Annotated in this window: 15 protein-coding genes and 1 pseudogene; 2 read left to right on the top strand and 14 right to left on the bottom strand. The window is 36.2% G+C overall.

What is annotated here, in order from left to right; genetic code table 11:
- Window position 1: 1 nt before the first annotated feature.
- The 11 genes from rlmN to ACK1U5_RS20260 all read right to left on the bottom strand — a co-directional run bounded on the left by rlmN (window position 2) and on the right by ACK1U5_RS20260 (window position 12,531).
- Window positions 2–1,090, bottom strand: a complete 1,089-nt coding sequence (rlmN, locus tag ACK1U5_RS20310) for a 23S rRNA (adenine(2503)-C(2))-methyltransferase RlmN (protein ID WP_000450541.1) — start codon at window positions 1,088–1,090, stop codon at window positions 2–4.
- Between the two features lie 4 nt (window positions 1,091–1,094).
- Window positions 1,095–2,429 carry a 16S rRNA (cytosine(967)-C(5))-methyltransferase RsmB gene (rsmB, locus tag ACK1U5_RS20305; RefSeq protein ID WP_069605172.1) on the bottom strand — a complete coding sequence of 445 codons (1,335 nt, stop codon included), beginning with the start codon at window positions 2,427–2,429 and terminating at the stop codon, window positions 1,095–1,097.
- Complete coding sequence (fmt, locus tag ACK1U5_RS20300; protein ID WP_069605173.1) at window positions 2,426–3,370, bottom strand: methionyl-tRNA formyltransferase; 945 nt, start codon at window positions 3,368–3,370, stop codon at window positions 2,426–2,428. The genes rsmB and fmt overlap by 4 nt, the downstream gene beginning before the upstream one ends.
- Before the next feature lie 23 nt (window positions 3,371–3,393).
- Entirely contained in the window at window positions 3,394–3,864 is a 471-nt protein-coding gene (gene def / locus ACK1U5_RS20295; RefSeq protein WP_000279455.1) for a peptide deformylase, read from the bottom strand.
- 11 nt (window positions 3,865–3,875) lie between these two features.
- Window positions 3,876–6,281, bottom strand: a complete 2,406-nt coding sequence (gene priA, locus ACK1U5_RS20290; RefSeq protein WP_069605174.1) for a primosomal protein N' — start codon at window positions 6,279–6,281, stop codon at window positions 3,876–3,878.
- The gene (gene coaBC / locus ACK1U5_RS20285) at window positions 6,278–7,483 is read right to left on the bottom strand and encodes a bifunctional phosphopantothenoylcysteine decarboxylase/phosphopantothenate--cysteine ligase CoaBC (RefSeq protein WP_000911749.1); all 1,206 of its coding nucleotides are present in this window, start codon (window positions 7,481–7,483) and stop codon (window positions 6,278–6,280) included. Before coaBC ends, priA begins: the two co-directional genes overlap by 4 nt.
- Window positions 7,484–7,655: 172 nt before the next feature.
- On the bottom strand, window positions 7,656–7,868 hold the full coding sequence (gene rpoZ, locus ACK1U5_RS20280) for a DNA-directed RNA polymerase subunit omega (protein ID WP_000933960.1): 213 nt from the start codon (window positions 7,866–7,868) through the stop codon (window positions 7,656–7,658).
- A 2-nt stretch (window positions 7,869–7,870) separates the two neighbouring features.
- Complete coding sequence (gene gmk, locus ACK1U5_RS20275; RefSeq protein WP_001257741.1) at window positions 7,871–8,488, bottom strand: guanylate kinase; 618 nt, start codon at window positions 8,486–8,488, stop codon at window positions 7,871–7,873.
- 13 nt (window positions 8,489–8,501) lie between these two features.
- Window positions 8,502–8,765, bottom strand: coding sequence for an extracellular matrix/biofilm regulator RemA (remA, locus tag ACK1U5_RS20270; protein ID WP_001251456.1), 264 nt, complete (start codon window positions 8,763–8,765; stop codon window positions 8,502–8,504).
- Between the two features lie 67 nt (window positions 8,766–8,832).
- Window positions 8,833–9,708 carry a YicC/YloC family endoribonuclease gene (locus ACK1U5_RS20265; protein WP_000625869.1) on the bottom strand — a complete coding sequence of 292 codons (876 nt, stop codon included), beginning with the start codon at window positions 9,706–9,708 and terminating at the stop codon, window positions 8,833–8,835.
- Window positions 9,709–9,807: 99 nt separating this feature from the next.
- Complete coding sequence (locus ACK1U5_RS20260) at window positions 9,808–12,531, bottom strand: calcium-translocating P-type ATPase, SERCA-type (RefSeq protein WP_001104775.1); 2,724 nt, start codon at window positions 12,529–12,531, stop codon at window positions 9,808–9,810.
- Between the two features lie 105 nt (window positions 12,532–12,636).
- On the opposite strand from ACK1U5_RS20260, the gene ACK1U5_RS20255 reads away from it, so the two are divergent.
- Window positions 12,637–14,346, top strand: coding sequence for an Rqc2 family fibronectin-binding protein (locus ACK1U5_RS20255; RefSeq protein ID WP_000863279.1), 1,710 nt, complete (start codon window positions 12,637–12,639; stop codon window positions 14,344–14,346).
- Between the two features lie 50 nt (window positions 14,347–14,396).
- Here the strand turns inward: ACK1U5_RS20255 and ACK1U5_RS20250 are convergent, their stop codons facing one another.
- On the bottom strand, window positions 14,397–15,578 hold the full coding sequence (locus ACK1U5_RS20250; RefSeq protein ID WP_069605175.1) for a lysozyme inhibitor LprI family protein: 1,182 nt from the start codon (window positions 15,576–15,578) through the stop codon (window positions 14,397–14,399).
- Between the two features lie 304 nt (window positions 15,579–15,882).
- Between ACK1U5_RS20250 and ACK1U5_RS20245 the strand changes: the two genes are divergently transcribed.
- Window positions 15,883–16,953, top strand: coding sequence for a M24 family metallopeptidase (locus tag ACK1U5_RS20245; RefSeq protein ID WP_001026208.1), 1,071 nt, complete (start codon window positions 15,883–15,885; stop codon window positions 16,951–16,953).
- 42 nt (window positions 16,954–16,995) lie between these two features.
- On the opposite strand, the pseudogene ACK1U5_RS20240 reads toward ACK1U5_RS20245, so the two are convergent.
- A pseudogene (locus ACK1U5_RS20240) lies at window positions 16,996–17,363 on the bottom strand (YoqO family protein).
- A gap of 14 nt (window positions 17,364–17,377) precedes the next feature.
- On the bottom strand, window positions 17,378–17,743 hold the full coding sequence (locus ACK1U5_RS20235) for a YoqO family protein (RefSeq protein WP_069605176.1): 366 nt from the start codon (window positions 17,741–17,743) through the stop codon (window positions 17,378–17,380).
- Window positions 17,744–17,884: the final 141 nt, after the last annotated feature.

Raw genomic sequence — 17,884 nt, 5'->3', positions numbered from 1 at the left:
GTCACCTCGTCTCTTCTTTGCGCTCCTTCGCACGCAACTGACCGCAGGCTGCATCAATATCATGACCTTGTTCACGGCGAATCGTTACATTCACTCCACGATCTTTTAACGTTTTCTCGAACAAGAAAATTTGTTCACGTGGCGTACGTACATAATCACGTTCAGGTACGTAGTTTACCGGAATCAAGTTCACATGACATTTTACACCTTTTAAGAGCGCAGCAAGCTCTTCAGCATGCTCTACTTGGTCATTTTCTCCTCCAAATAATCCATATTCAAAAGTAATACGACGCCCTGTTCTATTTACATAGTATTTAATAGCTTCCATTAAATCTGGTAATTTATAAGCACGGTTAATCGGCATTAATTTTGAACGTAATTCTGAGTTTGGAGCATGCAATGAAATCGCAAAATTAATTTGTAGATCTTCTTCAGCAAACTTATAAATTTTCGGGATAATTCCACTCGTCGAAACAGTCATATGTCTCGCACCAATATGAAGTCCTTTTTCATGGTTAATGATGCGTAAGAATCCCATTAAATTATCATAGTTATCAAATGGTTCTCCAATCCCCATAACAACAAGAGAACTTACACGTTCTTCTGTTTCATCAAGCGCGCGCTGAACTTCTACTACTTGCGCTACGATTTCTCCAGCTTCTAGGTTTCGCTTTAATCCACCAAGTGTCGAAGCACAGAACGTACACCCAATACGACAACCAACTTGCGTTGTTACACAAATGGAATTTCCATATTCGTGTCGCATTAATACCGTTTCAATAGAATATCCGTCATATAATTGGAATAAGAATTTAATTGTTCCATCCGAAGACGTTTGTTTTACTAACGTGTTTAAAGTAGTAATATCAAAGGAATTCGACAATTTATCACGCAATCCTTTAGAAAGGTTTGACATATCCTCATAATTTTTTACACGTTTTTTATATAACCAATCAAAAATTTGTCCAGCACGGAACTTCGGTTCTCCTTGTTCCTTTAACCAATCTTGCATTTCATGAAGTTGTAAAGAGTAAATTGATGGTTTCTTCGTTTCTAAATTTTTCTTTTGTTTTCTTACAGTCGTTTCCATGATGCTACACCTTCTTCCTTAAACAAGCAATATAAAAGCCATCCGTCGCAAAATAATGCGGTAAAATTTGTACTTGACCTTCATCAATATACGGAGTTAATTTTTCTGGCATACGCTCTTTAAGCGTAGTATCCCATTCAAATTCAGGATGTTCTTGTAAAAATTTCTCTATTACTTGTTCATTTTCTATTTTCTCAATTGTGCACGTACTATAAACAAGACGACCGCCTTGTTTTAATAATGGTGCTATTTTTTCTAGTATTGCAATTTGAATCGTCGATAATCTTTCACTATCGCCTTTATCTTTTCCTAACTTAATATCAGGTTTACGTCTAATTACACCAAATCCAGAACACGGTGCATCTACCAATATTTTATCAAACGTTTCATTTGCAAAGTGCTCTTGCACTTTTCTAGCATCTAGCGCTTTTGTTTCGACATTTTCTAGACCAAGTCGCTCTGCTTGCTGTTTAATTAAACGTACTTTGTGTGCATGTAAATCAAGGGACATGACCTTACCAGTTCCCTTTAATCGTTCCGCGATATGCGTTGTTTTTCCGCCTGGAGCAGCACAACTATCAAGAACTGCATCTCCCGTATTCGGTTCTAAAGCGCGTGCTACAAGCATAGAACTTTCATCTTGAATAGAAAGAAATCCTTTTTTAAACGCTTCTGTATGCGCTACATTTCCTCTTTCAATCTGAATTGCATCATCTGACAAGTCACCACGTTTTGCTTCTATACCTTCACTTGCCAACAACTCAATCGCTTCTTCTACCGTTACCTTATCAACATTCACACGTGCTGTTGGTACAGGTGGTAACATGTTTACTTCGCACATTTTCTCTGCAGTTTCTAAGCCATATGCAGAAGTCCACTCTTGTACAAGCCAAACTGGATGACTCGTCGCAATTGCAAGACGTTCTACTGGATCCTTGATTTCATCTACAGAAGGTACACCTTCTCTCTGAATCGAACGTAATACACCGTTCACCATACCAGCAATTCCTTTATGCCCGCGACGCTTTGCAATCTCAACCGCTTCATGAATAGCCGCTCTTTCTGGCACTCGGTCTAAATAAATCATTTGATATAAAGATAAGCGAAGCAATACTCTTACCCACGCCTCAACCTTCTTTTTTAAAAAAGGCTGTAAATAATAATCTAATGTGTCACGACGTTGAATCGTTCCATATACAATTTCAGTTAATAAACCAATATCTTTTCTATCAATTGTACTTTTTTCAATTAGATTATTTAAAAGTAAGTTGCTATATGCACCACTTTTTTCCACTTGAATTAAACCATCAAGAGCTAATTCACGAACATTTTGTCTCATGCATTTTCTCCTAACTTCGTTCCAATTTCAGGTTTTGTTCCACGTAAAAATTGTGAACAACTCATACGCTTTTTACCAGAAGGTTGCAATTCAGTAATTTTAACACCTGTTTCATTACTCGTTGCTACAACAAAACCATCTTCTTCGATTGCAACAATCGTACCTGCTTCAGCCGGTTCAGTTACAGGCACTTTTTCTCCCCACCATACTTTAACAACTTGTCCTGCTAAAGTTGTATAAGCAACTGGCCATGGATTCAATCCGCGAATGTGATTGTATACTTCTTCACCTGTTTTTGTCCAATCAATTTTCTCTTGCTCACGTTTTATATTGTACGCAAACGTTACTTCTTCTTCGTTTTGTTTAATCGGTTCTAACTTACCTTGGATTAATAAAGGTACTGTTTTAGATAGAAGGTGTGCTCCTGCTTCACTTAATTTATCAAATAATGAGCCTGTCGTTTCACGCTCTTCAATTTCAACTTCCACTTGCGTTAAGATATCACCAGCATCCAATTTTTCTACCATATACATAATTGTAATACCTGTTTTTTCTTTACCTTCCATAATTGCATAATGAATTGGTGCACCACCACGAAGTTCAGGAAGTAAAGACGCGTGAACATTAATACATCCATACTTCGGTGCTTCTAAAATTTCATTTGGTACAATCTGCCCAAATGCAGCTGTTACAATTAAATCTGGCTCTAATGCCAATACTTTTTCATATTCATCTTTTTCACGAATTTTTAACGGCTGTAACACAGGGATACCATGTTTTTCCGCCTCAATTTTAACAGGTGTAGGTGTTAATACTTTTTTTCTACCTACTGGACGATCCGGTTGCGTCACAACACCTACTACCTCATAGCCATCTTCAATAAGACGACGAAGCACCGGCACTGAAAAGTCCGGTGTTCCCATAAACACTACTTTTATCATTTAAAAACCGCTCCTTTTAACACCTATTCTAGTTCGTTTTCTTCATAATATCTTGTCACTTTCGATGTAAATAAAACACCGTGTAAATGATCGATTTCATGTTGAATTGCACGCGCTAAAAATCCTTCCGCTTCTAATAAGAATACTTTCCCACGGCGATTTTGTGCTCTTACTTTAATATAATCGGCACGTTCTACTTCACCATAAAGTCCCGGGAAGCTTAAACAGCCTTCGGGACCTACTTGTTCACCACGTTTTTCTAATATTGATGGATTGATTAACTCGATTTTCCCAGTATCATCATCGACATCAACAACCGCTACTTGCAAGCTTACACCTACTTGAGGCGCAGCTAAACCGACTCCGTCCGCAATTAACATTGTTTCATGCATATCTTTCAACAATTTCACTAACTTTTTATCAAAGTTAATTACTCTTTCGCATGGTGTTTCTAACACTTCATTTGGATGCTTTATTATTTCTAAAACTGCCATATTTCCCTCCGCTACATTAACATTGTTGGATTAAAATCAATTGAGATTTGTAGCTCTTTTTGCATTTCTGCTTGATAATGTTCATTTACCATTTTGAGCACGTTCTTTAAGTTTGGTTCCCGTTTGTATTTTATCATGCATTGATAACGATATCTATCTTTTATCCTTGGAATCGCTGAAGCAACTGGTCCTAGCACCATTGTTTGCTGTGAGCAATGCGTTCGTAAATACGAGGCAATTTTTTCCGTCACTTGTACCGCTTTTAATAATTCAGGATGAGATACAGTTACGAGTACAACATAGTAATATGGGGGATATTGTCTTGTTCGTCTCATTTGCATTTCTTGGTCAAAAAACACATCATATTGTTGGTTCTTCGCTAACTCTATACTGTAATGTTCTGGCGTATACGTTTGAATCACAACTTCCCCTGGCAATTCATGTCTACCCGCTCGTCCACTTACTTGCGTCAATAGCTGATATGTCTTTTCACTCGCCCGAAAATCAGGTAAGTGAAGCATCGTATCTGCAGTTAACACCCCAACGAGCGTTACTTTCGGAAAATCTAATCCTTTAGCAATCATTTGTGTTCCGAGTAATATATCTGCTTTTTCTTCCCCGAACGCCTTTAATAATTTTTCATGCATTCCTTTTCGACTTGTCGTATCTACATCCATTCGAATGACTCGTGCCTCTGGAAATAGTTTTGTAATTTCTTCTTCTACCTTTTGTGTACCTGTACCAAAGAAACGAATGTATGTACTTTGACAAGCTGGACACTCAGTTGGCATATTCTCTTCGTAACTACAATAATGACATTTTAAACGATGATTCATTTTATGATATGTCAATGAAATATCACAATGCGGACATTGAACAACATACCCACAATCACGGCACATAACAAATGTAGAATGACCTCTTCTATTTAAAAAGAGTACCATTTGTTCTTTCTTTTCTAATCGATCTGCTATTTTTTCATGCAGCGCCTTAGAAAACATTGATCGATTCCCGTCACGAAGTTCTTCTCGCATGTCAACAATCTCTATCGTTGGTAAAGCTTGTTCATTCATACGTTTTTCCATTGTTAATAGTTCATAAACACCTTTTTTCGCCCTTGCAAACGATTCAAGTGTTGGTGTCGCACTACCAAGAACGATAGGACATTTATGATATTGTCCTCTCCAGACAGCTACATCTCTTGCATGATACCTCGGATTATCTTCTTGTTTGTAACTTGATTCATGCTCTTCATCAATAATAATAATCCCTAAATTCTCAAAAGGCGCAAAAACAGCTGAACGCGCACCAACTACAACTTTCACTTCTTTTCTTAAAATCTTACGCCACTCGTCATACTTTTCTCCAACAGACAACGCACTATGAAGAACTGCAACTTGTGAGCCAAACCTACCTTTAAAACGATCCACCATTTGGGGCGTTAGTGCAATTTCAGGAACAAGAACGATAGCTTCTTTTCCTTTCTTGAGCACTGCTGCTATAGATTGTAAATATACTTCTGTCTTTCCACTTCCTGTAACACCATATAGTAAAAATGGATTATAAGTTTCATTTGTAATTGATGATAAAATCGGTGTAATAACTTGTTTTTGTTCCTCCGTAAGTGGAAATGGTTTTGTTTGTTCAAAATCATCATCGTCATACGGATTTCGGTATACTTCCACATACTTTTCTGAAATGAATCCCTTTTTAACAAGTGCTTTTATTGGAGCATCTGTTATTTGTAACTCTTCTGTAATTACTTTCAACGGTGCACTTTTATAATTTTCCACAAAATAATAAAGTACATCTTGTTGTTTTTTACTTTTCAGTTCAAATGCCGCTAATTCCAATTTATCTTCTGGCAACTCCGGCTGAACCACTCTTTGCTTCTTCTTTTGTACTTTATCTTTCACTTGATAAACGACTTCAACCGTACCATTTTTAATTTCTTGTTGAATAGTTCGGTATAAATGTGGCTGTTGCTCGATTACTTCAAAATCAATTGCTTCTTTATCCTGAAATAAATATAGTATTTCAGGTGCTATTTCTTCCTGTTTACAAAGTTGTAGACGTTTTTTATACGTTGCTTTTATCGCAGTTGGAAGCATCACTTGAAAAGCTGAAATCATGTAGCATAACGTTTCACTTGTAAGCCAATATCCAAGCTTTAATAATTCATCATTTAAAACCGGTGTTACATCTAATATTTCATGGATTGTCTTTAACTTCTTACTTTCTACATCCACCGAATCTTTAATCCCAATAATAAAACCTTGCAATTTTCTTGGGCCAAACGGAACTACTACACGCATTCCTGTCTGTACAATATCTTCCCATTTTTTAGGGATAATGTAATCAAATGGTCGATCTGTCTGACGGGCAGGTACATCAACAATTACACTTGCAAATTTCATAAACGATCATCTTCTAACATCATTTCAATTTGCTTCAATATTTCACGAGCTACCTCTTTTTTCATTAAAATTGGCAACTCAATAACTTTTCCATCTTTTCTATACATTGTTACAATATTCGTATCCGTGCCAAATCCAGCTCCTTGCGCTTTTACATCATTCGCGACAATCATATCTGCATTTTTCTCACGTAGTTTTTTCGTTGCATATTCCTCTACATTTGTCGTTTCAGCAGCAAAACCGATAAGTAACTGTTTATCCTTTTTCTGACCTAACGTTTTTAAAATATCCACCGTTCTTTCAAGTTCAATGACAGCATCACCATTTTGCTTTTTCATTTTATTCTCATGAACATATTTCGGACGATAATCTGCAACTGCTGCTGTTTTAATGACAACGTCTACGTTTTGATAATGTTGAAGAACCGCTTCTAACATATCTTGTGCAGATTCCACTTGCACTGTCGTTACATGTAACGGTGGATTTAATGCTGTCGGTCCTGAAACGAGTATAACATCAGCGCCTAAATTCGCTGCCACTTCCGCAATCGCATACCCCATTTTTCCAGAAGAAAAATTTGTCATAAAACGAACTGGATCAACCTTTTCACGTGTTGGGCCAGCAGTTATTAATATTCTTTTTCCCTGCAATGGTTTGTGTTCTGAGAAAGCTTCCTCTAACCGTGCAATAATTGCTTCAGGTTCTTCTAGTCGTCCCTTCGCCACATATCCACATGCTAAAAAGCCTTCCCCAGGCTCAATAAATGTATATCCTAGCGTTTTCAATGTCATCATATTTTTTTGAACTATTTTATTTTCATACATATGCACATTCATAGCAGGCGCAATCCATACCGGAGCTGTAGTAGCTAACAAAGTAGTTGTAATCATATCATCTGCAATACCACCAGCTAACTTTCCAATACAATTGGCAGTAGCAGGTGCGACAAGTACAACATCCGCCCAATCTGCTAAATCAATATGAGCAATAACAGCTGAGTCTTTCTCATCAAATGTATCCGTATATACATCATGGCGAGAAAGCGCTTGGAATGTAAGAGGCGTAACAAACTTCATTGCCGACTCACTCATCATTACTTTTACAATCGCGCCAGATTGTGTCAATTTACTCGTTAACGCAGCTGCTTTAAAAACCGCAATGCCTCCTGTTACACATAGAAGTATCTTTTTCCCTTTTAGCATATGACTCGTCCTCTTTCTTTTTCAAACTTATAATACTGAAATAGAATTCTCAGCTCGTCAGTACCAATATTTCATTCCTTTCGTAAAAAAATAACAACCTACTTGTAAATAGGTTGTTACCGTTACATAGAAAATTATAAAGTCTATGTTTTATTTTGTCGAAGGCAAAGGCTTATTCAGCTACTTTATCTTCACTTGGTACGTAGCTTAATGCTTCTGCATCGATTTCTTCTAATGCTTTACCTACACATTTATGAGAAACAGGTTTTTCTACAACACAGTTATTAGCAAGTTGCATTTCACGCGCGCGTTTTGCAGCTACTGTTACTAATGTGTACTTAGAATCGATTTTTTGTAGTAATGAGTCAATTGATGGATTTAACATAATTATAGACCCTCCGTCATTTCTTTATAATATTTTGCTACCCTTTCGCGGCGGCAATGTTCGCCAACCACAATTGCTTTAATTCTATCACAAGCTAATTCAACTTGATCGTTTTCTACTACATAGTCGTAAGCGTCCATCATCTCGATTTCTTCTTTCGCTACAGTTAAACGATTTTCAATAACATCTTCAGTCTCTGTACCACGTCCGACAATACGGCTCTTTAGTTCAGATAAACTTGGAGGTGCTAAGAAAATAAATACACCTTCTGGGAAAGCTTTCTTAACTTGAATTGCTCCTTGCACTTCAATTTCTAAGAATACATCTTTTCCTTCTTGTAATGTTTTTTCAACATAGTCAATCGGTGTTCCGTAATAATTACCTACGAACTCAGCCCACTCAAGTAATTTTTCATTACGAATCATTTCCTCGAATTCTTCTCTTTCTTTAAAGAAATAATCCACACCATCTACTTCACCTTCACGCGGCTTACGTGTCGTTACTGAAATAGAGTACTGAAAACGTGTATCCTCATGGCTAAACAGCTCTTTACGAACCGTCCCTTTTCCAACCCCAGAAGGCCCTGAAAGAACGATGAGCAATCCTCTTCTACTTCTCATAAATATGTAAAACCTACCCTTCCTCACTTAAATCTTCTTTATTATTCAAACGATGTGCAATCGTCTCTGGTTGAATTGGACTTAATACAACATGCCCATCATCCATAACAATAACCGCCCTTGTTTTTCTCCCATACGTAGCATCAAGCAAAGCATTATGTTCGCGTGCTTCCTGTACTGTCCGTTTAATAGGAGCTGACTCCGGACTTACAATAGCAATAATTCGATGAGCAGATACAATATTTCCGTATCCAATATTTAAAAACCGCATGGCCATAGTTTGCGCCTCCTAGTAAGTCTATCCGATTTCTCCACCACGTATAACTTTATATATTTTTTGAAAGCTACTCAATATTTTGTACTTGTTCACGAATTTTTTCAAGGTTATTTTTCATTTCTACAACATATTTTGAAATTGTTAAGTCATTTGCCTTAGAACCAATCGTATTAATTTCTCTATGCATCTCTTGCACGATGAAATCCATTTTCCTTCCAACAGGCTCTTCAATCTGCAATGTTTCACGAAATTGCTCTAAATGACTTTGCAAACGAACTAACTCTTCATGAATATCACAACGCTCTGCAAAGATTGCGACTTCTGTTAGCAATCTTTGTTCATCTAGATCTTGATTATGTAATTCTTTTAAGCGATTTTCTAATCGTTCACGATATTTTTGTGTAACAATTGGTGCATGTGGAATAATTGCATTTACACAATTGCTAATCTCTTGTAAACGATACGCTATATCTTTATGTAATCGTTCTCCTTCGCCATCTCTCATCGTTTTCAACATATGAGCAGCTTGACGAACAGCCTCATATAAACTGTTCTCAAAATGTTCATTTACATTTTCTATTTCTTCAATTGCTGTTACTTCTGGCATTGCCATTAATTGCTGAAGTGTAATAGAATCTTGTAATTGAAATTTTCCTTTTATATCTTCCATCATCGATTGGTACTGCTCAAGAAGTGACCAATTCACACTTAATTTTCTTTCAACAAGTCCTTCACCCGCTATACTAATAGACACTTCAATGCGTCCACGTCGAACTTGCTGTGCAATTATTTTACGAATTTTGTCCTCAAATACCATCATTTGCTTAGGAAGTCGAATACTCATCTCTAAAAAACGGTGGTTCACCGATTTCATTTCTACTGTAATTTGAAAAGTATCACTTTCTACTTTCGATCTTCCAAACCCTGTCATACTAGAAATCATTTTTATCACATCCAAGCCATAAAATAACTCAATGAAAAAGGTAATAGAGACAAGGCTCTACTACCTTCTGTAAATTATATCACATTTTCATAACATTGACTATTTCAAGTTTAATCCCTTCTTATATAATATCGGCTTTTTCTTCTTAGCCTTTTTCCCTGTTAATAAAGAACCTACTAGTAAGAAAGTCGGAATTGATGACAAACCTCCAATTAATAACCAATCTCTTGCTTGTATCGGCATTGTGCTAAAGATTGGTTGTAACGGTGGATAATATATAACCACTAGCATGAGTAGTAACGAAATAATAACCGCCCCTACTAAATACACGTTCCCAAATGGATTACGGTGAAAGACAGAATGCTCACTACGACAATCAAATACATGAATAAGCTGAGCAAGTACCAACGTCGCGAACGCTACAGTTTGTGCATATTTCAGTTCATTTGGATGTTGGTTATACGCAATAATAAACGCCACTAACGTCACTGCTCCAATTAAAAACCCTCGACTTATTATTTTCCACGCAAGCCCTCTAGCGAATACCCCTTCTTTCGGGTGACGCGGTGTTCTCTTCATCACATCTCCTTCAGCCTTATCCAAACCTAATGCCATCGCTGGTAAACCATCAGTAACTAAGTTCACCCATAAAATTTGAATAGGAACCATCGGCAGTGGTAATGCAAGTAACATCGCAAATAACATAACTAAAATTTCTCCAACATTTGACGCCAATAAGTAGCGAATGAACTTACGTATGTTCTCATATATATTTCTTCCTTCTTTAATTGCTGATTTAATTGTAGCAAAATTATCGTCTAGTAAAACAAGTGAAGAGGCTTCTTTCGCAACATCTGTCCCTGTAATTCCCATCGCTATCCCAATATCCGCTGTTTTTATCGCTGGAGCATCGTTCACTCCATCACCTGTCATCGCTACTATATGTCCTTGATTTTGCAGTGCCTTAACAATTTTCAATTTATGCTCAGGTGATACACGAGCGAATACATACGTATCTTCTACAACATTTTCTAATTCCTCCACATCCATATTCGCGAGTTCTACTCCTTCAACAACGCGTCCATCTGGTGGTAAAACTCCTAATTGTTCAGCAATCGCCATTGCTGTCACTTTATGATCACCTGTAATCATTACTGTTCGAATACCAGCTTCTTTACACTCTTTTACCGCCTGCGCCACTTCTGGCCTTGGCGGGTCAATCATACCTTGTATTCCAACCAACATAAAATCTTTTTCAACGTCTCTTTCATGTTCAATAGAATCCGTGACTTTTAAAGGTTTAAACGCAACTGCAATTGTTCGAAGCGCTTGACTACCTAAGCTATGAATAGCCGCCTGTACTTCTTTTCTATATAGCTCACTTAACGGCTGCTGCTTATCCCCCCATAAGATTGTTTGACTCAGTTGCAAAAGAACATCCGGTGCTCCTTTCGTAACAATAAACTTTTTCCCCTCTCGATCTCGTACAATAACACTCATCATTTTTCGAGTTGAATCAAAGGGGAATTCACGAATAATTTCAAATTTCCCTTTTAATGCCTCACGTGTTATCCCAGCTTTCATTGCTGCAGCTACAAGCGCTCCCTCTGTCGGATCTCCATCTAATACGTACGCCTTTTTCTTTTGAATAATATTTGCATTGTTACATAGTGAACCAAATGTAAGTAGCTGATAAAGTGATTTTGTCTTAGCTGGATTCACTTCTTTTTCACCTTTCATAAAAGAGCCATTAGGTTCATATCCTTGCCCTGTCACTTTCCACAATTCTCCGCCTGACCACATATGTGTTACCATCATTTTGTTTTGCGTCATTGTTCCCGTTTTATCAGAGCATATAACAGAAGCGCAGCCTAACGTTTCTACGGCCGGTAACTTCCTTACAATTGCTCTCTTTTTTATCATACGCTGTACACCAAGTGATAAAGCTACTGTAACAATTGCTGGCAATCCTTCTGGAATAGCCGCAACAGCTAGCGATACGCCAGCTAAAAACATATGATATACTTCATTCCCTTGATACACACCAGCCAATACAACGAGCGCTGTCAAAATAAGAGCTACAATAATTAATATTTTTCCGAGCTGTTCTAACCTTCTTTGCAGTGGCGTTTCCATTTGCTCTGCATTTTGCAACATATTTGCAATTTGCCCCATCGCTGTATTCATACCAGTTGCTACAACAACTCCTGTACCAGATCCTCGCGTAATCATTGTCCCCATAAAAGCCATATTTTTTTGATCCCCAATTGCAACATCTTGCCCTTGCAATGCTTCTACCTTCTTTTGTACAGGTACGGACTCCCCTGTCAAAGCAGACTCTTCAATATATAAACTTGATGCCTCAACAAGACGCACATCAGCCCCAATACGATCACCACTGGAAAACTTAATAATATCCCCTAAAACAAGTGCTTTAGATGGTGCTTTTACCCACTTTCCATTCCGCATTACAGTAACTTGCGGAGCGGCTAGTTCCTTTAAAGCTTCCAATGATTTTTCAGCTTTTCTTTCTTGAAAAAAGCCGAGAATACCATTGATAATAACAATGGCAACAATAGCAATAGAATCAATGTATTCACCTAAAAACGCAGAAACAATTGTTGCTCCAAACAAAACGAGTACCATGAAATCTTTAAACTGTGCTAAAAATACCATTAGTGCAGAAGGCCTTTTTGCTTCTTCTAATTCATTAGTACCAAATTTCTTTACTCGCCCTTCTGCTTCTTTCTCTGTAAGTCCAACCTTTACATTCGTATTCGTTCTTTCTTCCACTTCATGTGCTCGCATTCCATACCAGTTCATCCTGCTATCGACCTCCTGATTCCAGACATACTCTATTGAAAGCTTATTCAGCCTCGTCCAAAAAAATGCTATAATTAACATTTAGTTAGAAAGGAGTGTTCATTTATGGCATTCGATGGATTATTTACAAGAGCGATTACACATGAAATTGAAAATTCTCTTTACACAGGAAGAATTTCCAAAATATATCAACCTTCAAAATACGAGATTTTATTACATATTCGAGCGAATGGAAAGAACCAAAAACTAATTCTTTCATCTCATCCTACATATGCGCGTATGCACTTAACGAATCAAAACTACGATTCGCCAGCAATACCGCCGATGTTCTGTATGCTTCTTCGCAAACATTTAGAAGGTGGATTTATTGAAAAAATTGAACAAATCGACTTAGAACGCATTATTCAAATTACAGTTCGCAGTCGTAATGAAATCGGAGACGAATCATTAAAAACATTAGTAATTGAAATAATGGGACGACATAGTAACATTATCTTATTAGATACGAAAACAAACGTGATTTTAGATAGCTTAAAACACGTTTCATTAGCCGTAAACCGTCACCGAACTGTATATGCTGGTGCTGAGTACGTCGCGCCACCAGCCCAACATAAAATCAATCCTCTGCAAATTGAAACCGCAGATGATTTTATTAGACCGCTAGACTTTCTATCTGGAAATATGGATAAACAACTCGTCGGTGCTTTCATGGGAATATCCCCATTATTTGCAAAAGAAGTAGTAAAGAAAGCCGGTATGGCAAACGAGAAAGCATTATCAGAAGCATTTTTCTCTATACAAACACCATTACTATCTCATGCATATACACCTACAATGATTACTGCAAATGGAAAAGAATTCTTTTATCTTTTCCCTCTTACACACTTGCAAGGAGAAGAAAAAACATTCTCATCAGTGAGCGAATTGTTAGATCGTTTCTTCTTTGGCAAAGCAGAACGTGATCGTGTAAAACAACAAGCTCATGATTTAGAACGCTTTATGCAAAACGAAAAAAATAAAAACGAGAAAAAACTCATTAAACTCGAAAAAACACTGCAAGATGCTGGAAAAGCAGATAAATATCAACTATTTGGAGAGCTACTTACAGCCAATATGTACGCTTTAAAAAAGGGCGATAAAGATATTGAGGTCGTTAATTATTACGATGAGAATGGTGGAACTGTAAAAATTACATTAGATCCTTTAAAAACACCATCTGAAAATGCACAACGCTATTTCCAAAAGTATCAAAAAGCAAAAAATTCAGTTGTTGTTGTAGAAGAACAAATCGAAAAAACAAATGAAGAAATTCTTTATTTTGATAGCTTACTTCAACAAATGGAAGCTGCTTCTTCAAAAGATATTGAAGAAATTCGTGAGGAATTAGCTGAAGAAGGTTATGTGCGCAATCGCAAAACGAAAAACGCAAAGAAAAAGCCTACTAAACCAGTATTAGATAAATATGTAGCAAGTGATGGCACAGAGATTTTCGTTGGTAAAAACAATAAACAAAATGATTATTTAACAACGAAGTTTGCCCGCCGTGATGAAATTTGGTTACATACGAAAGACATACCTGGCTCTCACGTTGTCATTCGTTCTTTAGAGCCTGCTGAAGAAACTTTACTAGAAGCTGCCAAAATTGCTGCCTATTACAGTAAAGCGAAAGAGTCTAGCTCTGTACCTGTTGATTTCACCAAAATACGCCATGTCAAAAAACCGAGTGGTGCAAAACTTGGTTTTGTTACGTACGACAATCAGCAAACCGTATATGTAACACCAGATGCTGATATTGTAATGAAATTAAAAGCGTAAATAAAAAATGCGTTGCTTATAAGCAACGCATTTTTTTATATTCGTTCACACTAATTCATATACCCATTTACTAATTCATAACACCTTGCTTTTGTCATCTTATATTTCTCTTCTGAGGCTTCGATACGCCTCATCGTTCCGTTATTTGTATCAGTACCAATTGCTTTAACTTTACTTTCTTTTTCTTTAACCCACGCAATTTGTTTCGTTTTTAACGACTGGAACGCATCAGCTGACATCGTACTTTTTAATGTACTGTAAATTTCATTTAGTTTATTATCCCACAGTTCATAATTTCCTTCTATTTCATTTACTATATCATTGGTTGACATAGCATTCGTATGTTTTTCTTGTTTATCTATAGCAGCTAATTCGCTTAAAACATTTGCTCTATCTATCTTTGAAGAAGATTCTTTTTGCGATTGTTTCTCGTCTTTTGAGCCTGTATACGCACTGGAATCCTTTCTCTTTACTTGTTCTGTTTCTTGAATATTTCTTTCTTTCGTTACTTTTTCATACCTATTTTCATCTACATTGTATGAAATAAGAGATGTTTTCGCATTTACAGTAATTAATCCGTTACTATCTTTGAATATATATTTCTTATCGCCACTATTTTCTTCACTTACAAATGACACATTCTTATCGTCTGGCATTTGTAAAATTCTATTTGCTTCTTCTTTTGTAAGTTTTAAATCTTCAGGAAAAACGAATGACCATTTATCCATTAACCATTCCCCTTCTTTATACACCAAATGAAATTCCCATTCTTGGGCCGCATGACCTATTTCATCTTCTAAACTTAATGTATGTACCGTTAAATTTTCTTTATCTTGTGAAGAAGAAAATCTTATTTCAGATTGAAAATAATTTGGGAATGGTAACATATCAGTCTCTCTCGATCTATTAAAGTTATTAAGCAATTCAGGAAGCTGATTCTCTACAAACTTTTTTGAAACTAATCCCTTAACTCCTTTTTTAACTGTCTCTAAATCCCCAGGATTATTTCGGCTCCATCCATTTTCTTTTTCCATCTCACTAAACGCGTTTGCTATTCCATCTACACTCTTTCTTACAATCTTTTTTGCTTCTTTTTCTGTCACTTCTGGCGCTTCATCAAGCTGGTCAATCATTTTATTCACTTGAACTTTGTTTTCACTTGTTTCACACCCCGTTATAACAAGCATACTAGCGGCCAAACAAAATGACATTACTTTACTTAATTTCTTCATACATTCACATTCCTTAACCCAATTTTTTCGTTACATCTCTTTACCTACAAAAAAACGTAACAATCCCTTATTATACCAATTTTTTAATTTATTTATACAAAAAATATAATATTTAAATTAAAAAGATTTTGTTTGCAAGTTTACATTATTGTTCATTCACATAAAAACTTACTGTAAAAATTTTATATATATTTATTTTACATCCGTCTAGTTTTTTTGACACACAGCTACCCTCTTCTCTTTTATTCTAAATAAATATATTGGCACAATTCTTGCTTTATTAATGTAAAAAGGAGGAATTAAAATGAATATAAGAATAACTAACATCCAAAAACAACTACATAATTACGGAATCGACGGGTTACTTATTACAAAGAAAGAAAACCGTCAATACGCAACAGGCTTTACAGGTAGCGCTGGCGTCGTCTTAATCTCTGCCGATCAAGCTGTTTTTATCACTGATTTCCGCTATGTAGATCAAGCGAAATCACAAATAAAAGATGCTGAAATTATTATGCATAAAGGAAATTTAGAAAAAGAAATTGCACATCAAGTATCGAAATTAAACATTCAAAAACTTGGAATTGAAGAAAACAACATGACATTGCAACAATATAAAAACTTGCAAAAATACGTACAGGCGGAAATGATTCAAGTGTGCGAAATTATCGAAAATATTCGTATCATTAAAGACACGCCTGAAATAGAAACAATGAAAATTGCAGCTAATATCGCGGACGAAGCATTTCACCACATTCTTACGTTTCTAAAACCAGGAATAAGTGAAAATGCTGTACGAGATGAATTAGAATTTTTCATGCGAAAAAAAGGGGCTACATCTTCTTCATTCCAAATTATTGTAGCCTCAGGCGTTCGTTCTTCACTTCCCCATGGAGTTGCATCAAATAAAATAATCGAACGAGGGGATATCGTTACATTAGACTTCGGTGCACTTTACGACGGATATTGTTCCGATATAACACGTACTGTAGCAATAGGGGAACCATCGGAAGAATTCAAAAAAATATACAATGTTGTACGAGAAGCGTTAAAACGTGGGACTGAAGCGATTAAGCCTGGAGAAACTGCGAAAAGTATCGATGATATAACGAGGGATTACATTACAGAACATGGATACGGTCAATACTTTGGCCACTCTACTGGGCACGGTCTTGGGTTAGAAATACATGAACCGCTTCGCCTATCCCAAGAAAGTAAGGTAACTTTACAAGAAGGTATGGTTGTTACAGTTGAGCCGGGCATTTACATACCGAACTGGGGCGGTTGTAGAATTGAAGACGATATCGTCATTACAAAAGAAGGCTATGAAGTTATTACAAAATCAAATCGGGAACTAATTGTTATTCCTTGTTGAAATCATAGAAAAAAATGCCACCGAATAAGGTGGCATTTTCTTTTATTCATTAACGAATAACTTTTCGTTTACTTTTTTAACGATTACCACTACCGACATTAATATACATATTAAATACAGCATTTTCGCAATAAATAACCACCTTGAAACATTACAATTCCATCTAGTATCTCATTTCCTTTCATTAGCAAAAACGGAATTGTGCTGATTATAATGACAAATTCAATGCTGAAAACAATTTTCTTCTTTCGACTATATACTTTCCATTCCTTCCAGCGATACATAGGTGCAAAAATCAATGCTCCTATACATAATATAATCGGTATCCATTCACTTTTAAGAAATTGCCCTGAAATAACTGATAATAGTAAACAAACGAGCACACCATAATACCCTATTTTCTCTCTCATTCATACTCCCCATTCTACTTCTCCTTTAATATGTAACTTGCTATGCTTATAACAATTTTCAGAAAAATAACAACGACAATTACAATATAAAGACCTTTTGCAGACGACATCCATTCTTGAAAAATAGAGATTTTTTCCATTCGTTTCTGCCCTTCTATTAAAATAACTCCTATAAAAAATGAGCAAACAACAATGACACCTATCATAATTCCGATACTTTTCTTACTATATTGTTTCATATCATCCCAGTTATATAACAGTATAAAAACAAAGCCGAAAACAGGTATGATACTGATCCATTCATTGTTTGTAAACAAATTTAAAGTGATTAATAGACTACAAGATATGGTAAATCCCCAAAACCCAATTTTTTTGCGCATAAGTTCTCCTTCAATTCCATTTTTAGGATTTTTTGTATTGTAACACCCATTTATCATTCTTACCATTACAGTACATGAAATTTCATTTTTTCTTTTTCCTATACTCACATACTTTCACTGCTTTCATACAATACACTACAC

It is taken from the genome of Bacillus sp. XB1 (genome assembly GCF_053557995.1).
This window is presented reverse-complemented; position numbering and strand designations above follow the sequence as displayed.